This window comes from Buchnera aphidicola (Melanaphis sacchari) (genome assembly GCF_003096055.1).
In the GTDB taxonomy this organism is placed as follows: Bacteria; Pseudomonadota; Gammaproteobacteria; order Enterobacterales; family Enterobacteriaceae; genus Buchnera; species Buchnera aphidicola_P.
Genome location: NZ_CP029161.1, coordinates 489824 through 515220, shown reverse-complemented (window position 1 = coordinate 515220; position 25397 = coordinate 489824). Strand labels below are relative to the sequence as shown.

23 protein-coding genes and 1 tRNA gene are annotated in these 25397 nt (G+C 24.0%); 21 read left to right on the top strand and 3 right to left on the bottom strand.

Annotation, left to right across the window (positions count from 1 at the left end; genetic code table 11):
- The first annotated feature begins 109 nt into the window (after positions 1-109).
- From gndA to metG, 3 genes are all read left to right on the top strand, one after another.
- Positions 110-1525 carry an NADP-dependent phosphogluconate dehydrogenase gene (gene gndA / locus DD681_RS02510; RefSeq protein ID WP_158341432.1) on the top strand — a complete coding sequence of 472 codons (1416 nt, stop codon included), beginning with the start codon at positions 110-112 and terminating at the stop codon, positions 1523-1525.
- Between the two features lie 159 nt (positions 1526-1684).
- A complete protein-coding gene (dcd, locus tag DD681_RS02505) occupies positions 1685-2266 on the top strand; it encodes a dCTP deaminase (protein WP_158341431.1) in 582 nt (193 codons plus the stop codon).
- A 113-nt stretch (positions 2267-2379) separates the two neighbouring features.
- Positions 2380-4020: a methionine--tRNA ligase gene (gene metG / locus DD681_RS02500; protein WP_158341430.1), complete on the top strand. Its 1641-nt coding sequence runs from the start codon at positions 2380-2382 to the stop codon at positions 4018-4020.
- Positions 4021-4022: 2 nt separating this feature from the next.
- Here the strand turns inward: metG and tilS are convergent, their stop codons facing one another.
- Together tilS and DD681_RS02490 are read right to left on the bottom strand one after the other, a co-directional pair.
- Complete coding sequence (gene tilS / locus DD681_RS03190; RefSeq protein ID WP_315968470.1) at positions 4023-5198, bottom strand: tRNA lysidine(34) synthetase TilS; 1176 nt, start codon at positions 5196-5198, stop codon at positions 4023-4025.
- A gap of 177 nt (positions 5199-5375) precedes the next feature.
- Positions 5376-5449, bottom strand: a tRNA-Val gene (locus tag DD681_RS02490).
- Positions 5450-5559: 110 nt separating this feature from the next.
- Between DD681_RS02490 and DD681_RS02485 the strand changes: the two genes are divergently transcribed.
- The 10 genes from DD681_RS02485 (at position 5560) to tyrS (ending at position 15377) form a co-directional block, all read left to right on the top strand.
- Entirely contained in the window at positions 5560-6180 is a 621-nt protein-coding gene (locus DD681_RS02485; RefSeq protein ID WP_158341429.1) for a riboflavin synthase subunit alpha, read from the top strand.
- 50 nt (positions 6181-6230) lie between these two features.
- Positions 6231-6812 carry an electron transport complex subunit RsxA gene (rsxA, locus tag DD681_RS02480; RefSeq protein ID WP_158341428.1) on the top strand — a complete coding sequence of 194 codons (582 nt, stop codon included), beginning with the start codon at positions 6231-6233 and terminating at the stop codon, positions 6810-6812.
- Between the two features lie 2 nt (positions 6813-6814).
- The gene (locus DD681_RS02475; protein WP_158341427.1) at positions 6815-7312 is read left to right on the top strand and encodes an RnfABCDGE type electron transport complex subunit B; all 498 of its coding nucleotides are present in this window, start codon (positions 6815-6817) and stop codon (positions 7310-7312) included.
- A 1-nt stretch (position 7313) separates the two neighbouring features.
- A complete protein-coding gene (gene rsxC, locus DD681_RS02470; protein ID WP_158341426.1) occupies positions 7314-8885 on the top strand; it encodes an electron transport complex subunit RsxC in 1572 nt (523 codons plus the stop codon).
- Positions 8886-8935: 50 nt separating this feature from the next.
- Positions 8936-9934, top strand: a complete 999-nt coding sequence (locus tag DD681_RS02465) for an RnfABCDGE type electron transport complex subunit D (RefSeq protein ID WP_158341425.1) — start codon at positions 8936-8938, stop codon at positions 9932-9934.
- Positions 9931-10542, top strand: a complete 612-nt coding sequence (rsxG, locus tag DD681_RS02460; protein ID WP_158341424.1) for an electron transport complex subunit RsxG — start codon at positions 9931-9933, stop codon at positions 10540-10542. The genes DD681_RS02465 and rsxG overlap by 4 nt, the downstream gene beginning before the upstream one ends.
- A 36-nt stretch (positions 10543-10578) precedes the next feature.
- Entirely contained in the window at positions 10579-11253 is a 675-nt protein-coding gene (gene rsxE / locus DD681_RS02455) for an electron transport complex subunit RsxE (RefSeq protein WP_158341423.1), read from the top strand.
- Between the two features lie 17 nt (positions 11254-11270).
- Positions 11271-11900, top strand: coding sequence for an endonuclease III (gene nth / locus DD681_RS02450; RefSeq protein ID WP_158341422.1), 630 nt, complete (start codon positions 11271-11273; stop codon positions 11898-11900).
- Between the two features lie 16 nt (positions 11901-11916).
- The gene (gene priA / locus DD681_RS02445) at positions 11917-13998 is read left to right on the top strand and encodes a primosomal protein N' (RefSeq protein WP_158341421.1); all 2082 of its coding nucleotides are present in this window, start codon (positions 11917-11919) and stop codon (positions 13996-13998) included.
- 104 nt (positions 13999-14102) lie between these two features.
- Positions 14103-15377: a tyrosine--tRNA ligase gene (gene tyrS / locus DD681_RS02440; protein ID WP_158341420.1), complete on the top strand. Its 1275-nt coding sequence runs from the start codon at positions 14103-14105 to the stop codon at positions 15375-15377.
- A gap of 36 nt (positions 15378-15413) precedes the next feature.
- On the opposite strand, the gene DD681_RS02435 is transcribed toward tyrS, so the two are convergent.
- Positions 15414-15806: a HesB/IscA family protein gene (locus tag DD681_RS02435; RefSeq protein ID WP_158341419.1), complete on the bottom strand. Its 393-nt coding sequence runs from the start codon at positions 15804-15806 to the stop codon at positions 15414-15416.
- 195 nt (positions 15807-16001) lie between these two features.
- Here DD681_RS02435 and ydiK point away from each other — a divergent pair, with 195 nt between their 5' ends.
- The 8 genes from ydiK to pheT all read left to right on the top strand — a co-directional run bounded on the left by ydiK (position 16002) and on the right by pheT (position 25397).
- Positions 16002-17099, top strand: coding sequence for an AI-2E family transporter YdiK (gene ydiK, locus DD681_RS02430; protein WP_158341418.1), 1098 nt, complete (start codon positions 16002-16004; stop codon positions 17097-17099).
- Positions 17100-17504: 405 nt separating this feature from the next.
- A complete protein-coding gene (locus tag DD681_RS02425; RefSeq protein ID WP_158341417.1) occupies positions 17505-18551 on the top strand; it encodes a 3-deoxy-7-phosphoheptulonate synthase in 1047 nt (348 codons plus the stop codon).
- A gap of 102 nt (positions 18552-18653) precedes the next feature.
- Positions 18654-20582 carry a threonine--tRNA ligase gene (gene thrS, locus DD681_RS02420; protein ID WP_158341416.1) on the top strand — a complete coding sequence of 643 codons (1929 nt, stop codon included), beginning with the start codon at positions 18654-18656 and terminating at the stop codon, positions 20580-20582.
- A gap of 3 nt (positions 20583-20585) precedes the next feature.
- On the top strand, positions 20586-21125 hold the full coding sequence (gene infC / locus DD681_RS02415) for a translation initiation factor IF-3 (RefSeq protein ID WP_158341415.1): 540 nt from the start codon (positions 20586-20588) through the stop codon (positions 21123-21125).
- Positions 21126-21207: 82 nt separating this feature from the next.
- On the top strand, positions 21208-21405 hold the full coding sequence (gene rpmI / locus DD681_RS02410; protein ID WP_158341414.1) for a 50S ribosomal protein L35: 198 nt from the start codon (positions 21208-21210) through the stop codon (positions 21403-21405).
- A gap of 41 nt (positions 21406-21446) precedes the next feature.
- Positions 21447-21803, top strand: coding sequence for a 50S ribosomal protein L20 (gene rplT / locus DD681_RS02405; protein ID WP_158341413.1), 357 nt, complete (start codon positions 21447-21449; stop codon positions 21801-21803).
- Positions 21804-21998: 195 nt separating this feature from the next.
- The gene (gene pheS, locus DD681_RS02400) at positions 21999-22988 is read left to right on the top strand and encodes a phenylalanine--tRNA ligase subunit alpha (RefSeq protein ID WP_158341412.1); all 990 of its coding nucleotides are present in this window, start codon (positions 21999-22001) and stop codon (positions 22986-22988) included.
- Between the two features lie 9 nt (positions 22989-22997).
- A complete protein-coding gene (gene pheT / locus DD681_RS02395) occupies positions 22998-25397 on the top strand; it encodes a phenylalanine--tRNA ligase subunit beta (protein WP_158341411.1) in 2400 nt (799 codons plus the stop codon).

The following is a 25397-nucleotide window of genomic DNA, read 5'->3' as shown; positions in this document are numbered from 1 at the left end:
CATTTAAAATAGTTATAATATTATTTATTGTGTAATTTTTAGTATTTAGTAAACTAATACTTGAAAGATATTTATTCATAAATATTATATGTTTTATATTGGAGTAAGAATGTCTAAAAAACAAATTGGCGTGGTAGGTATGGCAGTAATGGGGCGTAATCTAGCTCTAAACTTTTTAAAAAATAAATATAGTGTATCTATTTTTAATAGAACTCGATTGGTTACAGAAGAAGTGATAAATAATAATAAAGGAAAAAATATTTTTCCATATTTTTCTATAAAAGATTTTATTCACTCTTTAGAAAAACCTAGACGAATTTTATTAATGGTTCAATCTGGAAAAGCTACAGATCAAACTATTGAATCAATACTTCCATATTTAAATCAAGGAGATATACTAATTGATGCAGGTAATACATTTTATAAGGATACTATAAGAAGATATAATGATTTATTGAAAATAGGTATTCATTTTATTGGCATGGGAGTTTCTGGAGGAGAATTTGGAGCGTTACATGGTCCATCTATTATGCCAGGAGGTTCTCAAAAAGCATACAATCTTATTTCTTCTATGCTAAAAAAAATATCTGCAAAATTTAAAGGTGAAGATTGTGTAAGTTATATCGGACCTAACGGTTCAGGACATTATGTTAAAATGATTCATAATGGGATTGAATATAGTGATATGCAGTTAATTGCAGAATCATATTTTATATTAAAACACTTAGTAAACATGAGTAACGAAGAATTATCTAATACTTTTTCTTATTGGAATGAAGGAGAATTAAATAGTTATTTGATTGAAATAACAAAAAATATTTTTTCAAGAAAAGATAAAGGAGAAAACTATTTAATAGATTCTATTTTAGATGAAGCAGAAGACAAAGGTACTGGGAAATGGATTAGTAAAAATGCTTTAGATTTACGAGAACCACTTTCTTTAATTACAGAATCTGTATTTTCAAGATATTTATCTTCTTTAAAAAAACAGCGTATTTTAGCGGCAAAAATATTAAATGGGCCCCTTTTAAAGAAAACATTAATCAAAAATAAAAATGATTTTATTGAACAAGTTCGAAGAGCTTTATATTTAGGAAAAATTATTTCCTATGCACAAGGTTTTTCTCAATTGAAGAGAGCTTCTGAAAAGTATTCTTGGAACTTAAAGTATGGTGAAATTGCTAAAATTTTTAGATCTGGTTGTATTATTCGAGCAGGTTTTTTAGAAAGAATTACAGATGCGTTTGATAGTAATCACAACGTTGTTAATTTATTACTTACACCTTATTTTTCAAAAATATCTAATGAATATCACAGCGCATTGCGTAATGTTAATATACATGCAATTAAATATGGTATTCCTATTCCCGCTTTTTTATCTGCTATATCATATTATGATAGTTATAGAACACCCGTTTCATCAGCTAATTTGATTCAAGCGCAAAGAGACTATTTTGGATCTCATACTTATCAAAGAATTGATAAGAAAGGATATTTTCATACTGATTGGTTAGTTAAAGATTAATTTTTTAATAAAATCAATATAAATTTTTATTAGAAAATATTAATCATAACATTTTATAAATAATTAACTATTCAGAATAGCAGAAGATAATATAAAACATATATCTATCTGCTATTAATGATATTATTTGATAACATATATTTATGCATAGGTAAGAAAATGCGATTGTGTGACAAAGATATTAAAATATGGCTAAATAAAAAAAAATTAATTATTACGCCTTATCCAAAAAATGAAGTGATTAATGGAGTGACGCTTGATCTTCATCTTGGTAATAAATTTCGTATTTTTTATGATCATATTATTTCTTGTATTGATTTAACAAATTCTCAAAAAAAAATTGATTTAGATTTAAAAAATTCTATGAGCGAGGAAGAAATTTTCTCTAAAGAAAAACCTTTTTTTTTAAAACCAGGATCTTTAGCTTTGTTTTCTACTTTAGAAAGCATTACTTTACCTGATAATTTAGTTGGTTGGTTGGATGGTCGCTCTTCTTTAGCAAGACTTGGTTTAATGATTCATGTAACATCCCATCGTATTGATCCAGGTTGGAATGGAAATATTGTTTTAGAAATATTTAATGCAGGTAGTTTAGTTTTGGTTTTAAGTCCTGGAATAAAGATTGCAGCATTGAGTTTTGAGTTACTTTCTCAATCAGTGAGACATCCTTATAACTCTCGTTATGAAGCAAAATATAAAATTCAAAAAGGTGTTGTTCCAAGTCGTATTTATAAAGAATAAATTTTTTATTTTTGAATTTTTAATTAAAATATTTATTACGTCTTTAAATGAATAGTTTACGATTCATTAAATTTTGTATATTATATCATTTTATTTTAAAGATATAAAATATCATGTCTCACGCATTTAGAAAAATTTTAGTAACTTGCGCTTTACCTTATGCCAATGGTTCTATTCATATTGGACATATGCTTGAACATATTCAGGCAGATATTTGGGTGCGTTATCAAAGAATGCGCAATAATGAAGTTTGGTTTGTTTCAGCAGATGATTCTCATGGTACTGCTATTATTTTAAAAGCTCAAAGTTTAGGTATTTCACCAAAAAAATTAATTAAAAAAATTCAAGAAGAGCATAAAAAAGATTTTTTAAATTTTAATATTTTTCATGATAATTATCATACTACACATAGCGTAGAAAATTTATTCTTATTGAGAAAGATATTTTTATCTTTAACCAAGAAAAAACTTGTTTTTAAAAAAAGAATTTTTCAATTTTATGATAATATAAAAAATATTTTTTTACCAGATAGATTTATTAAAGGAATTTGCCCTCTTTGTAGTGCTAAAGATCAATACGGAGATCATTGCGAAATATGTAGCTCTACTTATGAACCTGTAGATTTAATAAATCCTGTTTCTGTTATTTCTGGTGCTACTCCGGTCTTAAAAAGTACAAAGCATTTATATTTTAATTTACCGATTTTTTCTGATATGTTAAATTCTTGGATACATTCTGGGGTTTTAAGTAAATCAGTAGTCAAAAAAACTGAAGAATGGTTAAAAATAGGTTTAAAAGAATGGGGAATTTCTAGAGATGCTCCTTATTTTGGTTTTAAAGTGCCAAATTTTTCAAATAAATATTTTTACGTTTGGTTAGATGCTCCTATTGGTTATATGAGTGCTTTTAAAAATTTATGTTATAAAAATAAAAATATAAATTTTGAAGAGTTTTGGAATCAAGATTCTCAATGTGAAATATATCATTTTATTGGAAAAGATATTATTTACTTTCATACTTTGTTTTGGCCAGCGATATTAGAATCTTCTTCTTTTCGTAAGCCCAGCGGTATTTTTGTTCACGGTCATTTAACTGTTAATGGTTCGAAGCTATCAAAATCTAGAGGTTTATTAATTAAATCTTCGGATTGGATTAAATTCTTTGATTCTGATAGTTTACGTTACTATTATGCTAGTAAATTAACAAATAATATTAATGATATTGAAATGAATGTAGATGATTTTATTTATAAAATCAACAATGATATTGTTAATAAACTAGTTAATTTAGCTTCTAGAACTTCTGTATTTATTTATAAGTATTTTGATGGTTTTTTATCTAATGAATTAGAAAATTATAAATTATATAAAAATTTTGTAAATTCGAAAAAAAGCATTGAAGAATTTTTTGAAAATCGTAATTTTAATTTAGTTGTTCGAGAATGTATGAAATTATTAGATGTAGCTAATCAATATATTAATAAAAAAAAACCATGGAAGATAAACGTTAAAAATGGGAATACAAATACTGTTCATATGATTTGTACCATGGGAATTAATTTGTTTAGAATAATTATAATTTTTTTAAAACCAATTATTCCAGTTTTAGCCAAAAAATCAGAACTTTTTTTAATGTCTAAACTAACTTGGAAGAATATTGAAAAACCTTTGTTATCTCATAAAATTAATAAATTTCATAAATTATACGAGCGAATTAATGCTAAAGAATTTTTAAATTATATTAATAAATATTAAAATTAATAAAATAAAAATGAATTATTATTTTTTATTTTGTTTATCCAAGATATTCTCCAAGAATTCTTATATTTTTTTTCGTTTATAACGGTAAATATACCTAATGCACTAATAAAATAATCGTCATAAAATAAAAGAGGAATTTGATTGCGAAACCATGGTGGCACGTTATGTTCTTGCCAAATTTTTTTCATTTTTCTTCTTTTATCACGACCTAAAATCAATATTTTTCCTTCATGTTGAAATCGAATATTAATTAATTGACTTTTTTTAGGAGCAGGAATTTTTATACCTTGATTATTTTTTACTAAATAACCTAGGTTATTTGGAAGATTAATTTTTTTTTCTGTATCATGCCAAAATAATAAAATATTATTAATTTTTTCCTGGTTTTTTATAAAATAAAGAAAATTTTTATAACGTCTAATTGTATTTTTTTGAATAATAATTTTTGGATTAGCGTCTTTTTTACTAAATATAACTTCTTTGTAAATACATTTAATTATTTTGTATGATGGAGCTTTAACATTTTTTGACAATATCCAATATCTGATGAGTTCTTTAACTATTTCTTTAGGCATTTGATTAAATTTTTTAATATTTAAATCGTTACTTGAATTAATAAAATTTTTTATTTTTTTTTCTAAAAATATATTTTTTAATTTTACTTCTTGTTTACATATAGTAGTTGTTCGGAAGCAATTTCTTAAAAAGAAAGGCCATCTTTTTTCTAATATTGGAATGATTTTATGTCGTATGAAATTACGATCATGATTAATATTGTAATTGCTAAAATCTTTAATCCACGTTAAATTATTTTTCTGTGCCCATTTTTTTAGTTCTTTTTTTGTTTCTTTTAACAAAGGTCGTATTATTTTTTTTTCTCCTAAGTTATTTTTTTTAGACATCCCGGAGATTCCAGTAGGCCCGCTACCTCTTTTTAAAGCTAAAATTAATGTTTCGCATTGATCGTTTAAATGATGACCTGTTAATAATATTTCATCAAAGTATAAATGTTTGTAAATAAGATTATATCTTTTTATTCTCAATACTTCTTCAGAAATTTTTTTTAAATCATAAAAAATTTTTTCAATTATTAATGGTATTTTGTTTTTTTTACAAGTATTTATACAATGATTTTTCCAACTTTTTGAGTTTGAGTAAAGATTATGGTCGATGTGAATAGCACGTATTTGAATATCAGGTATTTTTTTTTTATTTTTAACATTTTATACAATAGTACTGTAGAGTCCATGCCACCACTGTATGCTATTAAAAATTTTTTTTCTTTATGTTTTTTAATAGTATTAATTATCATTAATTATTTATCTTTAAAAAGTATTTTATTTTTTATATACGTTCGAGTGGACTTGAACCACTAACTTCTACCATGTCATGGTAGCGCTCTAACCTGTTGAGCTACGAACGTAAATTTAAAAAAAAGAAATTAATTTTTTATTATATAATAGTATTTGTATTTTATACAAATAGTATTTTAAAATTTATCAACATATTAAATTTTTATCTTAAAGGAATGTTATGTTTTCAGGTATTGTTGGTGGTATCTCAAAGATCATTGAAATTAAGAAGAAGAAAAAATTTCATACTTATACTGTAAGGTTTTCTCCTGCATTATTAAAAGATTTAAAGATTGGTGATTCTGTTGCTCATAATGGATGTTGTTTAACTGTAAAAGGTATTGATAAATTTAACGTTATTTTTGATATTATGCAGATTACTTTAGAAAGCACTAATTTAGGTATTTTAAATATAGGAGATTATGTTAATATTGAAAGGTCTATAAAATATGGAGACGAAATTGGAGGACATATAATATCAGGCCATGTTATGAATACCGCGATAATTAATAAAATATTAAAATTAGATGAAAATTATACTTTATGGTTTCAAATGTCAGATTCTTACTTGATGAAGTATATTTTTTATAAAGGTTTTATTTGTATAGATGGCATTAGTTTAACTGTTGGGAAAATTATAAATAATATGTTTTCCGTAAGTTTTATACCGGAAACGTTGTTATCAACAACTATGAGTCAAAAAAAAGTTGGTTATTTAGTAAATATTGAAATTGATTCTTGTACTCAAATTATTGTAGATACAACAGAGCGTTTTCTTAAAAAGAATAATTTTATTTTATAAGAATTTTATTGAATAAAAATATTTTTTATATAAATTTATGGAATTATTTCATGAAATTTTATTTTTTTTTATTTTTATCAAATATATTAATTGATAACTTTATTTTAGTAAAGTTCTTAGGTTTATGTCCTTTTTTAGGGGCTTCAAGTCGATTAGAAATGGCTATTGGTATCAGTTTGTCTACTACTTTCGTCATTATAATTTCAACAATATTATTATGGTTAATTAACTTTTTTATTTTAATTCCATTTAATTTATTTTATTTGAGAACTATAATATATATGTTAATTATTTCATGTGGAGTACAATTTTTAGAGATATTTTTACAAAATGCCAGTCCTCTTTTATATCGTATACTTGGTATTTATCTACCTTTGATTACGACAAATTGTGCCGTTTTGGCGATTCCATTATTTAGTCTTTACTTAAATCACGTTTTTTTAGATTCTTTATTTTATGGAATTAGTGCGTCTTTAGGTTTTTCTTTAGTTATGATTATATTTTCTAGTATACGTGAGCGTATATCTTTATCAGATGTACCCTTAATTTTTCAAGGAGCTCCTATTGCGCTTATTACTATTAGCTTAATGTCTCTTATATTTATGGGTTTTAGAGGTTTAATAAAAAATTAGTTATGTACATAGTTATCATATTTTCTATTTTTTTATTTTTATTAGGATTTTTACTTAGTTTTAGTATATATATTTTTCCGAAAAAAAAATATCCTATTATAGAAGCAATTAATCAGTTATTACCTCAAAGTCAATGTGGACAATGTGGTTATTCTGGATGTTTTCCTTATGCAAAAGCAATAGTAAATAAAAATGAAAAATTTGATAAATGTTTACCTGGTGGAAATGATTTAATATTAAAGATTTCTCAAGTATTAAATATAGAGAATGTATCTAAAAATATAAGCGAAGAAGGCAGAAAAAAGAAAAATACTATTGTCTGGATTAATGAAGAAAATTGTGTAGGATGTTCTAAATGTGCATCGTTTTGTCCAGTAGATGCAATAGTTGGAGCGCCTAATTTTATACATACAGTTTTACCAAATAATTGTACTGGTTGTAATATTTGTCTATTGCATTGTCCAACAAATTGTATACAAATAATTAAAAGAACAACATGAAATGTTAAAATTATTTTTTTTTATAAAATTTTTAAAAAAACTATTTGTTAATTTTTTTAAAAAGAAAAAAATATATAATTTTAAAGGTGGCGTTCAATGTTTTCCGATAAAAGAAAAATACAGTGAATATTTTTTAAATTATGTGCCCTTACCTAAAGAATTTTATATTTTTTTAAACAGCAGTAATTTTAAAGAAATAAAATTAAATGTAAAAATTAATCAAAGAGTTTTATGTGGTCAACCTCTAACTTCTGGAGATGATTATATTGTCCCTATTCATTCACCTACTTCTGGTTGGATAAAAAAAATTTCTCATAGCTCTAAAAAACAAATAAAAATTGTTATCATTTCTGACTATTTAGATCAATGGATTAGATTAAAAAAAATTACGAATTATAAAAAATATACTTCTGAAAATTTAATTAAAAAAATTCATAAATTAGGAATAGTTGGTCTTGGAGGTGGTCAATTTCCATCTTCTAGAAAATTAAAATTAAGTATTAACAAAGCACATACATTAATTATAAATGCTGTTGAAAGCGATCCATATATCACGGCAGATTTTTCTTTGATAAAAAATTATCTCAATGAAATTATTCTAGGATGTGAAATTATATCTTGGATATCTAAAACTAAAAATATTTTAATTGCTATACAACAAGATAAAGTAAATTTAATAAAAGATATAAAAAGAAAAATTAAAAATAAGCCATTTTTTAAAATTTTTATTATGAAAAAAAAATATCCTGGTGGTAGCAGTAAAATACTTATCAAATCTTTAATAGGAAAAGAAGTGCCTCATTTAAAGCACTCTATTAACATAGGGTATCTTGTTTTTAACGTTTCTACTGTATATGCTATCAAAAGAGCTATTATTAACGGTGAGCCTCTTATTCAAAGAGTTGTTAGTTTTTTAAATAACAATAAAAATAATACTTTTTCTAAAAATTTTTGGGTTAAAATAGGAACCCCTGTTCGTTTTTTTTTAAATCATCTTAATATTACGAATAATATACATCAAGAAATATGTTCTGGAGGTATTTTTATGAGTAATATTATAACTGATTTAAATGATTCTATATTTAAAGGTACAAATTGTATTTACATAAAAAATAAAAAAAATAATGAAAATATCATTCAGTATCCATGTATTAATTGTGGATATTGTACTAATTTATGCCCAGTAAACTTAATTCCTCAAAAAATGTATTTATATTCTAAAAATAATAATCATCAAATGACACAAAAATTAAATATTATGGATTGCATTCAATGTCGAATATGTGACAAAGTATGTCCTAGTAATATTCCTTTAGTTAAATACTTTAAAAAAGAAAAAAGAATACAAAAAGATATAAATTTAGAAAATAATCGTAAAAAATTTTTTTTATCTTGCTTCAAGAATAGAGAAAAAAGATTATTTAACCAAAAAAAGAATTCTTTTATAGATGGTTCTCTGCATAAATCTAAACAAAGTTTTTCTAAAAATATAGAAAATGTAAAAAAAGAACAAAAAGAAATTAGAAGAAAAATGTTACATGAAGCTATAGAACGCGCAAAACTAAAAAAATAAAATATATTCTTCTACCACGCTTTTTCTATTAAATACGATAATTTATTAAAATGAATATTCCTTATATTTGTAATACTTACAATGTCAGAAAAATAATGTTTTTAGTTGTTTTAGCTTGTTTTCCTGGATTTTTAGTTGAATTATATTTTTTTGGATGGGATGTATTAATCCAGTTATTTTATTTTTCATCAATTTCTTTATTATTTGAATTTATTGCTCTTAAACTAGGTAGTAAAGATATAAAAAATCATTTATTTGATAATTCATCTTTTGTTAGTAGTATTTTGCTCAGTTTAAGTATACCACCTTTATTACCTTTATGGATAATTTTTATAGGTTCATTTTTTTCTATTATTGTTTCTAAACATTTATATGGAGGATTAGGGCAAAACATTTTTAATCCAGCAATGATTGGTTACGTTGTATTATTAATATCATTTCCTTTATATATTAATTCTTGGCATAAAAATAACAATGATCATTGTACAATTTTGGTGAAGCAAAAAGAGCGTAATAATAATCTAAAGATATGTCCTGAATTTTTTACAGAAGCTACTCCTTTAGATAACTTTAAAACTAAATCTCACTTTGATCATCGTTATCAAGAAAAATTAATAATCAAAAACGATAAAACGGTTATTTCTTCATGTTTATATATAAATATAGGTTTTTTGTTAGGAGGTTTATATTTGTTATATAAAAAAATTATTTGTTGGCGCATTCCATTTAGTTTTTTGACTGTTTTTACTATACTTTCCAGTATAAGTTATTTTTTATCAAAGAGTTTTTTTCTTTCTCCTTTATTTCATGTTTTTTCAGGGGGCACAATGATGTGTGCTTTTTTTATTGCGACTGATCCAGTTACAACTGCATCTACTAATTTAGGAAAAGTAATTTTTGCTGGAATTATTGGAATTTTAACTTGGTTGATTCGAAATTACAGCGATTATCCTGATGGAGTTGCATTTGCAGTATTATTTTCAAATATGCTTGTTCCTTTAATTGATCATTTTATAAAAACACCTGGATATGGTCATAAAAATATATGAAATTTTTTAAAGAAATATTAATAAATTCATTTTTGATCAGTATTTTTTCTTCTATTTTTTTATCTATTGTAGTTTATGTTAATTACTTAACAAAAGAGAAAATATTATATCAACAAGAAAAGGAAAAAAAAGTGTTTCTAGAACAAGTTTTACCATTAAATATGCGAAATCATATCAGAAAAAATTCGTATTTAGTACAAGATAATTTATTGGGAGACAAAAATAATCATAACGTATGGTTATTATTAAATAATAATCATAAAGAAGAAGGCGCTATTGTTGAAAGCATTGCTCCAGATGGTTATTCCGGATCTATTCATATTTTAGTTGCAGCGTATTTTAATGGAAAAATTATTGGTGTAAGAGTATTGTCGCACAAGGAAACGCCAGGAATTGGAGATAATATTGAAATATCTCGTTCCAATTGGATTACTAAATTTAATAATATGCGCGTAAAAAATTTAAATGATCATCATTTTTTAGTTGAAAAGTATGGCGGAAAAATTGAGCAATTTACAGGTGCTACTATTACACCGCAATCTGTTTCAAATGCTGTAAAAAGAACAGTAATTTTTATAAAAAAAATACCATTATTATTTTCTTTATAAAACTATTTTTATAAAAATCAAATAAGAATATAAAATATGTATAAATTTAAAAAATTTTTACGAAATAGATTATGGAATAATAATTCTTCTTTAGTACAACTTTTAGGGTTATGTCCGGTATTAGCTATTACTACTAATGCAATTAATTCTTTAGGATTGGGTATAACGACTACTTTTATATTGACTATAACAAACGGAATTGTTTCTATTTTTAAAAAAATTATTCCTAAAGATATTAGAATTCCTATTTATATAATAATTATCTCTTCATCAGTAACTTGTATAGAAATGTTATTACATGCGTATTGTTTTTACTTGTACCAATCCTTAGGGATTTTTATTCCATTAATAGTAACTAATTGTATCATTATTGGACGAGCTGATTTTATTGCTTATAATAATTCGTTTCTTTTTTCTATCAGTGATGGTTTTTTAATAGGATTAGGATCGACATTTGCAATGTTTTTAATAGGTTTTATACGAGAAATGCTTGGAAATGGCACTTTTTTGTTTGGTATAAACAAATTTTTTAATATGTTTCATTCTTCATATAATTTAATTTTAATAAATCAAAATTCCACAATTATTTTTGCTATATTGCCTGCGGGTGGTTTCTTTTTATTAGGATGTATTATTGCTTTTAAAAATTATTTGAATGGAAAAAAATTAAAAAAAAAATGTTTGCAATGTTCTTTTTCTAAACATAAATAATAATTTATTAAGTAATTATGAATAAAGAAAAACGTTATAAAATTTTATCATTGTTTTATAAAAATAATCCTACTCCAAAAACTGAATTAATTTTTTCTTCTGGTTTTGAATTGTTAATATCAGTAATATTATCTGCCCAGTCCACTGACATTATGGTGAATAAAGTTACTAGAAAATTGTTTAAAGTAGCTAATACGCCTCAATCTATTTTACAGATAGGTTATACAAAATTAAGAAATTATATTAACAGCCTTGGCTTATATAATAAAAAAGCAAGAAATATTATTAATACTTCATTAATTCTTATTAATCGATATAATAATAAAATTCCTAAACACCGTATTGAATTAGAATCGTTACCAGGAGTCGGTAGAAAAACAGCGAATATTATTTTAAATATATTATTTCATAAAAAAACTATTCCTATAGATACACATGTCTTTAGAGTATCTAACCGTACTGGATTTGCTCGAGGAAATTCTGTTGCTAAAGTTGAAAAAAAAATAAATCGTGTAGTTCCATCACTGTTTAAAAAAAATATTCATTTTTGGTTTGTTTTGCATGGTCGATATATTTGTAGATCGCGAGCTTTAAAATGCAATATTTGTTTAATAAATAAATTATGTGAATTTAGTAAAAAATTATAATTATGTGGGTATATAAGTGATTATATTAGATGTTATTTTACCTATTCCTATTAGAAAATCATTTAAATATTTTATGCCTGATGCAATGCAACCAGTAATTGGCGGTCGCGTTATTGTCCCGTTTCGTTCTAAAAATAGAATGGGAATTATAATTTCTTATTCTAATATTAAAAATATAGATAATTTAAATTTTAAATTTATTAAACAATCTATTGATAATCAATCTTTTTATAGTAAATCTTTATTATATATTTTAACGTGGTTAGATAAGATTTATTTTTGTCCTATAGGAATAATTTTTTTTGAAGTACTACCTAGATATTTAACTAAAGATTATATAATTCCTAAAGAAGATTATGAAATATTTTTTAAACGAGAAAAAATTTATATTAAAAAAATTTTTAAAAAATGTTTGAATAAATTGCATAAAAAAAATTCTTACAAAGAAAATATATTTAATATAAAGTATAAATTAAAGGTTAAAAAAAATATTTTTTTGAATAAAAAAATTATTTTTCAAATTAATTCTATTTTAAAAAAAAATTATTTTTCTTCATATTTAGTCACTAAAACAAATTTATTTTTAAGAGTGAAATTTTATTTGGGATTGATTAAAAAAGTTTTAAATAAAAATTTACAAATTTTAATTTTAACTCCTGTTATTAAAGATGTATTTAGAATATTATTTTTTTTAAAAAAATATTTTAATGTGCATATTGATGTTATTCATTCAGAAATAAATGAAAAAGATTATTTAATAAAATGGATTAGAACAAAAAATGGAAAAAATTCTATTGTAATAGGTACGAATAAAAGTGTTTTTTTTCCTTTTTTAAATTTAGGTTTAATAATCGTTACTGAAGAGCATCATCCAATTTATAAAAATTTAAATCAATGTCGATATCATGTAAGAAATTTAGGAATATTAAGGTCATATAAAGAAAAAATACCTATTATTTTAGACTCAAAAACGCCTTCTCTTAAAATTTTGCATAGAGTGATACATAAAAAATGTACCTTTATCAGTTTTAATCAAAAAAATTACTGTTCTCTTATTTTAAAAAAAAATATTATTGATTTAAAAAAAGAACAAATTAAAAGCGGATTGTCTTTATCTTTTATATGTAAGGTTTTTAAAACTTTAAAAAGAAATTATCCAGTGTTATTAATTTTTCATAAATTAGATTTTATTTTTTTTGGTTTAATTTGTCGTTATTGTAAATGGGCGTTTAAATGTAATATCTGTGATGATATTTTTGAAATGAAAAAAAATAGTAATATTTTATTTTGTCGTCATTGCTTGATTAATGTAAAAAAACCATTATTTTGTCAAAATTGTAAAAATTTATCTTTAATTATATTTAAATTTGGAATAAAGAGAGTAAAAGAAAATATTAAAAAAATTTTTCCCAAAATACCTTTATTTTTTTTATTGAATAAAAATTCTAAATTAACAAAAAAATCATATGTTAATTTTTTTACGATTCCTATTTCTAATGCTTGTATAATTATTACTACGACAAAAGTAGCACAGAATTACTATTTTCCTTACGTTAAATTAATTGGTTTCACGAATATTGATTATTATTTATTTTCTTTTAATTTTTATGCAATAGATTATTTTGCTCAATTTTATTTTAATTTAACTAATTTAGTTTCAAAAAATTCAGAAAAATTAAAAATATTAATACAAACTTCATCTTTTGATAATCCATTTTTAAGTGAACTACTTAAAAATGAATATTTTTATTTTGCACGTAGAAGATTACTTTTGAGAAAACAATTTTCCTTACCACCTTGGAATTATCAAATAATAATTTATTCTAAAAGCAAAAAAATTAATCTAGATCTGATTTTCTTAAAAGTTATACAAAAAATTTTAAAAAATAAATTTAAAAAACATAATACTTCTTTATGGTTTATAGGACCTCATCCTACTTTTTTTAAAAGAAATTCAATAAAATTTTCTTATCAATTGCTTATACAATGTTCTTCATGTATTTTTTTAAAAAATATGTTGAGACAAGCGATAGGTATTATTGAGTGTTTTTCAGTTTTTCAAAATGTACAATGGTTTATAGATTTTGATATTAATTAAAAATATTTAATATATATTTTATTAATAAAAGCAATTTTTTAAATACTATTAAATATTAAATAGAATTTTTTAAATATAAATTTATTTTAAGGGGGATTTTTTTAATGCTTTCGAATAATTTAATTGATGATTTAAACCAACGGGGTTTAATATCTTATATTACAAATAAAGAGGCATTAGTAAAATTAATGCACAATAATTGTATTTCTCTTTATTGTGGGTTTGATCCTACAGAAGATAGTTTACATGTTGGTCATCTATTGCCTTTATTAATTCTTAAAAGATTTCAAATTTTTGGTCATAAACCTATAGCTTTAATAGGAGGAGCAACAAGTCTTATTGGTGATCCTAGTTTCAAAGAAAAAGAAAGGTTGCTGCAATCTAATAATATTATTGATGAATGGTCTTTGAAAATAAAAAAACAAATATCTTCTTTTTTAGATTTTCATTGTTTTTCTAATCCTGCATTATTATTAAACAATAAAAAATGGTTTAAAAAAGCTGGTCTTTTGTCATTTCTTCGTGATATTGGAAAACATTTTTCAATTAATACTATGATTAATAAAGAGTCTGTTAAGCAGCGTATCAAAAGAGTAGATCAAGGAATATCTTTTACTGAATTTTCATATAATCTTTTACAAGCATATGATTTTTTTATATTAAATAAAAAATATGGAGTATCTCTACAAATTGGAGGATCTGATCAGTGGGGAAATATTTCTTCAGGTATGCATTTAATCAATCGAATTTCTAAAAAAGAAGCTTATGGATTAACTATTCCTTTATTATTAAAATCTAATGGTGTTAAGTTCGGAAAAACAGAATCAGGAACTATTTGGTTAGATCCAAAAAAAACTACTCCATATAAGTTTTATCAATTTTGGAAGAATATAGAAGATTCACATGTATATAATTTTTTAAAATTATTTACTTTTTTAGATATTAAAGATATCAATCAACGCGAAAAAAACAAATTTGATAAAAATCAAATTTTTGAAGATAAATCTTTTTTAGCAAAAAACATAACAGCCTTAGTGCATGGAAAAAAAAATTTATTAGCTGCAGAACGAATTACAAAATTTCTTTTTTTTCAAAAAATTAATGACATAAAAAAATCAGATTTGAAGCAATTAAAAAAAGATGGTATACCCTCTATTGAAGTAAATCAAATAAAAGATATTCAAGAAGCTTTAATACTATCTTCTCTTGCAAAATCTAGAACTCAAGCTAAAAATATGATTGAATCGAATGCAATTTCTATTAATTCCAAAAAAATAGTCGATAAAAATTATATTATTCATGACAATGATAAATTATTTAATCAGTTTACTCTATTAACTAGAGGAAAAAAACATCATTGTCTTATATATTGGAATTAAATTTATATAAATCATTTTTTACATTTAATATACTTATTAATATATTGAAAAACTTTCTCCACAACCGCAAAATTTTTCTATTTTTGGATTATAAAATTTAAATACTTTATTTATTTTATCATTTATAAAATCAATTTTTATTCCATTAAAAAATATTATTTCTTTCCAAGAAATATGTATCAATATATCTTCACAATAAAATATTTTATCTTCTTGATTGTTTTTTTGTATAATTTTTTGATTTTTTATAAATTTCATTGAATAACGAAAACCTGCACATCCAGATTTTTTTATACTTAGTCTTATTCCTTTATTTTCGGGATTAAGACTCATTAAATACAATATTTGTTGTTTTGCTTTATTAGTTATTGAAATTTCTTTCCATTTAGTTGTTTCTGGAATATGAGTGTTTATTTCATTTTTTTTCATATATTATCTCTTATTTAAATATATGCAGACAAAATTACATAAAATTATATAGGATATAAAAAATTATTCTATTTTTAATAAAAATATTTTTTATAGATTATTTTTATAATTTTTAATGTTATAATTTTTTTAATAAAGTAAAAATTTTATTTTTAAATTTGTTTATAATATAAAATATTGAGGTGAAACAATTATATGCAAAATCCAAAAGAAAAAATGGATTTCTCGCAGTTTATTTTATCACTAATATTTATTATTGCTATGAGCGTTACTAGTTTTTTAATTATGCGACCTTTTATATTAGGATTTTCATGGGCGAGTATGCTTGTTATTGCAACATGGCCCTTAATGTTAAAAATAAAAAAATTATTAGGAGGTAGACGATTAGTCGCCGTTGCAAGTATGATGATTATTTTGCTATTATTATTTATACTACCAATAGTATTTTTAGTAAATAGTTTAATTGAAACTACTATACCTCTTATTCATTGGTTTAGTTCAAATACTTTAGAATTTCCAGAACTCATTTGGCTTCAAAATATACCACTTATTGGAAAGAAAGTTTTTATTAGTTATCAAAAGTTATTAGATAGTGATGGAGGTGAATTAATTCGCGAAGTTAGACCATACATGGGGCGTACCACAGAATTTTTTATTATTCAAGCAAAAAATTTTGGATTATTTATTATGCATTTAACTTTAATGCTGCTGTTTAGTGTGCTTTTATATTGGAATGGCGAAAAAATTAGTAGTATTATTTTTCAATTTGCTTTTCGTCTTAACTCTAAAAATGGAGAAACTATTGTTTTTCTTGCATCTCAGGCAGTGAGAGCTATCGCTTTAGGCGTAGTTGTAACTTCTTTAATTCAAGCTGTATTATCAGGTTTAGGCTTATTAATTTCAGGTGTTCCATATTGGACATTGTTAACAATTTTAATTGTTTTTTCATGTTTAATACAATTAGGGCCTTTACCGATTTTAATACCTTCCGTAATATGGCTATATTGGAATAGCAATCCAACTTGGGGTACATTATTATTAGTTTGGAGTTTTTTTGTTTTTATTTTAGATAATATATTACGACCGATATTTATTCGAATCGGTTCAGATTTACCTGCTTTTTTAATTTTATCCGGAGTCATTGGCGGACTACTTGCTTTTGGAATGATTGGTTTATTCGTTGGACCAGTAGTATTAGTAATATTATATCGTCTAATAATATCATGGATCTATGGCATTCCTATTTCTTCTTTTTTAGAGCATCATACTATTTTTAAATCTAAGAATAATTAAGTTATTCTCATTAAATATTTATCTAAAATTGCTTTTTTAATATTTAAAAAATTAAATCAATTACAATCGATCCATGTTACTATAAAAATAAAAACAATATTCTTAAAAAGAGCGTATAATACTATGCGGAATAACTTAATTATATTTAATAATAAAAATTGCCAAAATATTATATAATAATACTATTTTAAGATTTTATCTTCATTTTATTTCCTGTTTTAAACTTCTGTCATTGTATTAAAAAGTATACTATTGATGTTTTTTAAAAATCATGTTTTTTAATATTTCAATAATTCAGAATTTTTATAATTTTTTTGAATAAAGAGTTAATGACTAGTTAGTTTATCGTGATTTTATCACATCTTGCTATTCTTTTCAGGATAAAAAAATCATTTAGAGAACAAAATGAAAAAAACAGATGAATTACGTACAATACGAATTGATCCATTAATTACTCCATCTGAATTAGCAAAAAAATACGCTATCACATCAGAAGTAATGGATAATGTTATTACGGCAAGACAAAATATAGCTCGTATTATGACTGGTGAAGATTTAAGGTTGCTTGTTGTAATAGGTCCATGTTCTGTTCATGATCCTATTGCTGCAGTTGAATATGCTCATCGACTATATGATTTACGCATTAAATATCAAGATCGTCTTGAAATAATAATGCGTACATATTTTGAAAAGCCAAGAACAGTAGTCGGTTGGAAAGGGTTAATTTCAGATCCAGATTTAAATGGTACTTTTAGAGTAAATCATGGACTTGCTGTAGCGCGTAAATTGTTATTAGATGTTAATGCGTTAGGCATGCCTGCTGCTACAGAATTTTTAGATATGGTGATTGGTCAATTTATTGCAGATTTAATCAGTTGGGGTGCAATAGGAGCTAGAACTACAGAAAGCCAAATTCACAGAGAAATGGCTTCTGCTCTTTCTTGTCCAGTTGGTTTTAAAAATGGTACAGATGGAAATACACGGATTGCAATTGATGCCATTAGAGCGGCGCAAGTTCGTCATTTATTTTTAGCTCCAAATAAAGATGGTCAAATGACTATTAATCATACTAGTGGAAATCCGTATGGACATATAATTATGAGAGGCGGGCTTACTCCTAATTATCATGCTAGTGATATTGAATTAACTATTAAAAATTTACGTGAATTTAATTTAATTGAACGTTTAATGGTAGATTTTAGTCATGGAAATTGTTTAAAAGAACATCTTCGTCAAAAAAATGTAGCTAAATCTATTTGTAAGCAAATTTCTCAAGGTTCAAAAAGTATTTTTGGAGTAATGATTGAAAGCTTTTTAAAAGAAGGTTTTCAAATTGTGGAAAAAAATAAACCTCTTGTATATGGGCAGTCAATTACTGATGCTTGTTTAAACTGGGAGGATAGTATTTTAATTATTAAGCAATTAGCAGATGCAGTGGATCGTCGTTTTTAATTAAAATTGCTAGTCATTTTTGACTAGCATATTTTATTAATTAAAAAAAATAAATTTTTTAAAATTTTTATCAAACAGATTTTTTCAATCAAGGACTTAAAAATGCCTGTAATAAGATTTTGTGATGGAAGTCAGCAGGTATATAATCACTCTATCTCATTAAGAGAAGTTATAAAAAATAAAAAATGTAATTTAATTAAATCTCTTGTTTCTGTTTCTATTAATGGTATTTTTTCAAGTCTAAATACTATAATAAAAAACGATTCTTTTATTGTTTTTTTTAGTCAAAAAGATGTTAAAGCATTAAATATTATTCGAAATTCTTGTGTACAGTTATTAGCTTATGCAGCTAAAAAAACTTGGCCTTCATGTAAAATTGGAGAAGGTGGTATTACAAAATATGGTTTTTACTGTGATATAGATTTTTCAAATAATTTTCAAAAAAATGATCTGTTTTTATTAGAAAAAAATATGAGGAATCTTGTTAAAAAAAAATATGATATTTTTAACAAATTAGTATTATTTGATGATGCTTTAAGAATATTTAAAGAAAAAAAAGAAATATATAAATTATTTTTAATAGAAAAAATCGTTAAAAAAAATAATTTTATTTCTTTGTATTATCATGAAAGTTACATAGATTTTGATACTGGAATGCAAGCTTTAAATATTGATTTTTGCAAAAATTTTAAATTAGAAAAAGTTTCAGGAGCATATTGGAAGAGTAATTTTAAGAGTAAAATGTTGCAGCGTATTTATGGTACTGCTTGGATTACTAAAAAAGAATTAGATCAATATTTAAAATATATTGATGAACTAAAAAAAAGAGACCATAGAAAAATTGGTCATTTTTTAAATTTATATCATATGCAAGAAGAATCGCCAGGAATGATTTTTTGGCATCATAATGGTTGGATAATTTTTAATCAATTAGAAAGTTTTATTCGAAAAAAGCTAATAAAATACAAATATAAAGAAGTTAAAACACCATTATTAATAGATTCATTAATATGGAAAAAGAGCGGTCATTGGGATAATTATAAAGATGCTATTTTTACAAGTTCATCTGAACACCGCGAATACTGTATTAAACCAATGAATTGTCCTGGTCATGTTCAAATTTTTAATCAACAATTAAAATCATATCGAGATTTGCCTATTCGTATGGCTGAATTTGGGAGTTGTCATCGTAACGAGCCTTCTGGGTCATTACATGGACTTATGAGAATTCGTAATTTTACGCAAGATGATGCACATATATTTTGCACTCATGAGCAAGTTCGATTAGAAATAAATAATTGTATTAAAATGATATATGATATATATAGCGTATTTAATTTTAAAAAAATATTAGTAAAACTTTCGACACGCCCAAAACATCGTATCGGAGAAGATATTATTTGGGACAAAGCAGAAAAGGATTTATCTGAAGTATTAATTCAAAATAATTTAAATTATGAACATCAAGAAGGAGAGGGAGCTTTTTATGGGCCTAAAATAGAATTTGTTTTAAAAGATTCTATGAATCGTGATTGGCAATGTGGAACTATTCAACTTGATTTTTATTTACCAGTTCGTTTAAATGCTTTTTATATCAATAAATATAATGAACGAAAGTTTCCTATAATTATTCATCGCGCAGTATTAGGTTCGATCGAACGTTTCATTGGTATTTTAATTGAAGAATGCTCTGGTAGTTTGCCTACATGGTTATCTCCTATTCAAGTAGTAATTATAAGTATTACTGAGGCCCAAATTAATTACGTTCAAAAATTAGTAAAAATATTTTCGAGTTTTAATATTCGTGTTGATTCAGATACAAGAAACGAAAAAATAAGTTTAAAAATTCGTGAACATATATTACATAAAATTCCATATATACTTATTTGCGGAGAAAAAGAGATTCAATCTGAAAAAATATCTATTCGAAGCAGAAATGGTATGAATTTAAATTGTATTGATATTGATTATTTTATTAAAAAGCTGCAAAAAGAAATTATTACGCATAGCTTTTTTCAAATGGAGGAATAAAGTATCAAAGGCGGAAAAAAAATGCAATTTACACGGCCAAATCGTATTAATAATGAAATCCGTGCGAAAAAAGTTCGCCTTACAGGTTCTGAAGGCGATCAAATAGGTATAGTTCATTTGCGTGAAGCGTTGGAAAAAGCTGAAGATCTAGGACTGGATTTAGTAGAAATCAGTCCAAATTCAGAACCACCAGTTTGTCGTATTATGAATTATGGAAAATTTCTTTATGAAAAAAGTAAATCATCTAAAGAGCAGAAAAAAAAGCAAAAAATAATTCAAGTGAAAGAAATAAAATTTAGACCTAGTACAGATGAAGGAGATTATCAAGTTAAATTACGTAATTTAATTCGCTTTCTAGAATGCGGTGATAAAGTAAAAATTACTTTGCGTTTTCGAGGTCGCGAAATGGCGCATCAAAAAATTGGCATTAATGTATTAAATAGAGTAAAAAATGATTTAATTGAATTAGCTGTTGTTGAATCGTTTCCATCTAGAATTGAAGGTCGCCAAATGATTATGGTATTAGCGCCCAAAAAGAAATAATATTTTAAATTAAAAACATTTAAAATAAATATATCTTTATAAATTTTTACTTTTTATTTTAACAATTTCAACGAAATATTGTATGCCAAAAATAAAAACTTTAAAAAGTGCAGCAAAACGTTTTAAAAAAACTGCATCTGGTAAATTTAAGCGTAAACAAGCAAACTTACGTCATATTTTAACCAAAAAAACAACAACTAAAAAACGTCATCTTCGATCTAAAACTTTAGTATCTAAAGGGGATATGAGTAAAGTTAAATCTTTTTTACCATATGTATAAATTTATTTTATATAAAACTTTATAAATAGGAAAGGATATTAATGGCTCGTGTAAAACGTGGTGTGACTGCTCACGCTCGTCATAAAAAAATTTTAAAACAAGCTAAAGGTTACTATGGAGCTCGTTCTCGTGTTTATAGAGTGGCATGCCAAGCAGTAATTAAAGCTGGTCAATATGCTTATCGTGATAGACGTCAAAGAAAAAGACATTTTCGCACATTATGGATTGCTCGTATTAATGCTGCAGTTCGACAAAGTCAAATGTCTTACAGTAGTTTTATGCATGGATTAAAAAAAGCTTCTATTAATATTAATCGAAAAATGTTATCTGATATTGCTATTTTTGATAAATTTTCATTTCATTCATTAGTCAAAACATCAAAAGAAGCTTTATTATAAAAAAATATTTTTAAAATATAAAAGGGGGAATTTATCTCCCTTCTTATTGAAATACTATTTAATTTTTATTTTTTACATTTTTTAAATTGAATTTGTATTAATTTTTAAAATTTTAAAACACTAAGCTTCCTTTATGGAAGCTTTATAAGCTGTAAATTATATAACATGAATAAAAAAATATAAAAGAGTACAAATATGTTCGATTTAAAAAAATTATTTTTCATTATTAAAAATGAAGTAAATAATGTAAATAACTTGAAAGAATTAGATGAAATACGAATTAAATACTTAGGTAGGAAAGGAATTTTTTCAGAGTATATAAAAAAAATTAAATATCTTTCTGATACAGAAAAAAGAAATTATGGTCTTGATATTAATAAAATTAAAAAAAAAACTATATTAAAAATTAATTCTAAAAAAGATGAATTAAATAATTTTTTTTTAAATAAGCGTATTAAAGAGGAAAAGATTGATGTATCCTTACCAGGGCGACATGTAAATAATGGTTCTTTTCATCCAATAAATCAGAGTATTATTTGCATAAAACACTTTTTTGATAAACTAGGATTTCAATCAGTTAATGGTTTTGAAATTGAAGACGAATATCATAATTTTGATGCTTTAAATATACCTAAAAATCATCCTGCTCGTAATACTCATGATACTTTTTGGTTTGATAATAATAGATTATTACGCACTCAAACTTCTAGCATGCAAATTCGATTAATGAAAGAAAAAAAACCTCCAATTAAATCTATTTTCCCTGGAAAAGTGTATCGTAATGATTACGATGCTACACATACTCCAATGTTTCATCAAGTTGAAGGTTTGATAGTTAATAAAAAAATTAATTTTTCAAATTTAAAGTGGATTATATACAATTTTTTATATTATTTTTTTAATAAAAAAGTTTCTATTAGATTTCGACCGTCTTATTTTCCTTTTACAGTTCTTTCTGCAGAAGTAGATATTATGAACAAGAATGGAAAGTGGTTAGAAATATTGGGATGCGGAATGGTTCATCCTTTAGTTTTTAAAAAAGTTAATATTGATTCAGACATTTATTCAGGTTGTGCGTTTGGCATAGGTGTTGAAAGGATAACTATGTTGCGTTATGGCATTTCTGACATTCGATCTTTTTTTGAAAATGATATAAAATTTTTAAAGCAATTTAAATATATTTAGCGAGATAAAATGAAATTTAGTGAAAATTGGTTACGAGAATGGGTCAATCCAAATATTGATAGTATTACTTTACAAAATCAAATAATTGATTCCGGAATAGAAATTGAATCAGTTAATTTTTTTAATCCTACTTTTAAAGGTGTTATCGTTGGAAAAATAATTAGCTGTTTTAATCATCCAAAATCTAAAAAACTAAAAATTATTAAATTAGATATAGGTCGTGAAAAAGTACTAAATATTGTCTGTGGAGCTCCTAATTGCCGAAATAACATTAAAGTAGTGGTAGCTACTATTGGTAGTGTTTTACGAAATCAATTCAAAATTGATTTAAAAATAATTCAAGGGGTAAAATCTGAAGGCATGCTTTGTTCTTTTTTTGAGTTAGGTTTATTTAATAATTATAGTAATGATATTATAGAACTTCCTAAAAAAGCTCCTGTTGGCGCTCAAATTAAAGATTATTTTTTGCTTCAAGATAATATTATTAAAATTTCTGCTACGCCAAATCGTGCAGACAGTTTAAGTATTTTAGGAATAGCGCGTAATATAGCTGTGATAAATAATTTAGAAAAAATTAAATTAAAATTAAATGTTCTTTCAGAAGAAATTGTAGATAAATTTCCAATTAATATTAATGTTAGAAAAAAAAATATTAATTTTTTTGGTCGTATTATTAAAAATACTAACTTAAATGTAAGTACTCCTTTTTGGATGAAAAAAAAATTATTTTTTTGTGATTTGTTATCAAAAAATATTATTGATAATATTATTAATTATGTTTTAATTGAAATTGGTCAACCTTTAAATATAATTGATGCCAATAAAATAAATCGCTTTATTCAAATTAGTATGTCTAACGAAAAAGAATTTTTACATTCAAATGCTTATCCAAAAATAATTTTAAATAAAAACATTTTATCTTTTTCCGATAATAAAAAAATATTATTTATACCTGGCAATATAAATTCTCAATCTGTAGAGATAAATGAAAAAACTACAAGTATATTTTTATGTTCATATTATATTGATAGAGAATTTACATTAAATATACTTAAAAAAATAAATAATAATAAAATTTTAGATTACCATAATTATGGAATTGATCCTAATTTACAAAAATATGCCTTACAATATGCTACAAATTTAATTATTAAAATATGTGGTGGTCAAGTTGGTCCTATTAGCAAAAAGGTACAGAAACAAGATACTAATTTAATATTAGTAAAAAAAATTAAATTAAATTTAAATAAATTCAAAAAATTAGTTGGTCATACTATTCAATTTTCTTTAATTTTAAACATTTTATCACGTCTTGAATATATTGTATTAGATGTTCAAAAAGAATATCTTGAAGTTATACCACCTGGATGGAGATCAGATATCTTAATTGAAGAAGATATAATTAGTGATATACTGCGTATTTATAATTATAATAATATTTTGTTCTCTCCAATAAAAGAAAAATTAATTTTTACTCAAAAAAAAGATTTTCAAGAAGATTTATTAGATAAAGCAACTTCTTTCTTAGCTTTTAGAGGTTATCATGAAATAATAACTTATTCGTTTGTTAATCCAGATTTACAAAGTATTATGTTTCCTAATATTCATTCGTTATTACTTTCTAATCCCATTTCTAAAGATTTATCATCTATGCGCTTATCATTATGGCCTGGACTTCTTAAGAGTGTTGTATATAATTCTAATCGTAGACAAGATAGTATGTGTTTATTTGAACGTGGTTTTTGTTTTTCAATTGATAAAAATAAAATTTTAGGAGTAAATCAAGAGCTATTTTTAGCTGGAATAATAAGTGGTTTTAAAGAAAAAGAAAATTGGTTTTCAAAACGTAGAAAATTAGATTTCTATGATTTGAAAGGTGATGTTGAGTCTGTATTAGAATTAGTACACAATAAAAAAAATATAGAATTTAAAAATTCAAAAATACCAAGTTTGCATCCAGAACAAAGTGCAAAAATTTATATAAATAATTTATTTATTGGGCGCATGGGAAAAATAAATCCAAGGTTAGAAAAGCAATTAAATTTAGACTCCTCAACTTTTTTATTTGAGTTATCATTAAATAATATTCCGATTGCTCCTTTTTTTAAAATAAAAAAAGTTTCTAAATTTCCTGAAAGTCGTCGCGATATAGCAATCTTAGTAAAAAAAGATATTTTATTTTCTGAAATTATAAAAATATGTAAAAAATTTTTTTTAAATCAAGCGGTAGATATTAATTTATTTGATGTATATTTTCCTCATGATACTTCTAATGAACAAAAAAGTTTAGGAATTAGTTTTATTTTTCAAGATCAAAATAAAACACTGGAAGAAAATGAAATTAATTTAATGATTGATGGGTGCGTTAAAGCATTAAAAGATGAATTGAATATTACCTTAAGGATGTGA